General features: G+C 62.7%; 1 protein-coding gene. It reads right to left on the bottom strand.

What is annotated here, in order from left to right:
* Window positions 1-18 precede the first annotated feature (18 nt).
* A complete protein-coding gene (locus tag ABT116_RS48600; RefSeq protein WP_351647958.1) occupies window positions 19-741 on the bottom strand; it encodes an acyl-CoA dehydrogenase family protein in 723 nt (240 codons plus the stop codon).
* Between the last annotated feature and the right edge of the window lie 424 nt (window positions 742-1,165).

Raw genomic sequence — 1,165 nt, 5'->3', positions numbered from 1 at the left:
AGGCCCTCATCGAGGCCCTCAGGCGGGACGCGGAGGACGCGTCGTCCGTGCACGACATGGGCGGCTCCCCGACCCGAGCAGGTTTGTCACCGGCACGCGCAAGCCGTCGAAGAACAACTCGGTGGTGTCCTGGCCCTTCTGTCCGACCTTCTCGAGTATTCGCCCGCGCTCGAAACCCGGTGTGTTGTCATCGACCTCGGCCACGATGAGCGACACTCCACGCGCTCCGAGGCTGGGATCGGTCTTGGCGGCAATGATCACCAGATCACAATTGCGACCGTTGGAGATGAAGGTCTTTGCGCCGCTGATCAGATAGTCGTCACCGTCGCGGACGGCTCGGGTGGTGATGTTCTGCAAGTCGGATCCGGTGCCGGGCTCGGTCATGGCGATTGCGCCCACCCATTCGCCGCTCACCAACTTCGGTAACCAGCGCAGTTTGTGCTCGTGATCGGCGTAGGCATTGAGGTAGTGCGGCACGATTCCCGAGTGCACACCGAGTTGGAGTGAATGATCACCTGCCATCACCTGCTCGTGAAACAGGACGGCGTCGTGTGCGAAAGTTCCTCCTCCGCCGCCGTACTCGGTGGGGATCGACATGCCGGCGAGCCCGAGTGTCCCGAGTTCCCGATATGCAGACTTGTCGGGAAAACCCTGGTCCGCGAAGCGTTTCTGGTGCGGTGTCACGTGTTTGGCGAAGAAGTTCCTCGCCAGGTCGCCAACGGACTCCAATTCGTCGTCCATCCACGGGGACCGTCGTTCTGTGGTCCGGGTTGCAGCGACTGCGGTTGATCCTTGCGTCATCGTGATTTCTCCCGATCGATGAAGTGCGACCCGCGAGCGGATCTGACCTCACCTATCATCCACACTGTTGACGGTGTGTCAATAAGGGGCTGGTCGAATCGACCTCCAGACCCGCCTCGAATGCCACGTCGCCCGCCCGCAAGAATAGGACGACACAGACACGAACAGGCCGGCGCGAAGGATGGGCAGTGGACCCCGAAGAAACATCAGCGGGTCACGAGTCCAGCCTCCCGGCACCGCGGCCGGCGCGCAGCGTCCTGTTCGGATTGCCGCCGGTGGGAAACCGGTATCCAGGAGCTGTTCGAGTCGCACTCGCCCTGGCGATTCCGGCGTCCATCGCCACGCTGCTCGGATTCGGACCTAC

The sequence above is a fragment of the Streptomyces sp. NPDC002130 genome, assembly GCF_040296465.1.
Taxonomy (GTDB): domain Bacteria; phylum Actinomycetota; class Actinomycetes; order Streptomycetales; family Streptomycetaceae; genus Streptomyces.
The sequence above is the reverse complement of the archived record's forward strand: the minus strand, read 5'-3'. Positions and strand labels throughout refer to the sequence as shown.

Bases quoted from the DNA above. Each gene is read 5' to 3' on its own strand.
- ABT116_RS48600 (WP_351647958.1), bottom strand. From the start codon at position 741: ATGGACGACGAATTGGAGTCCGTTGGCGACCTGGCGAGGAACTTCTTC.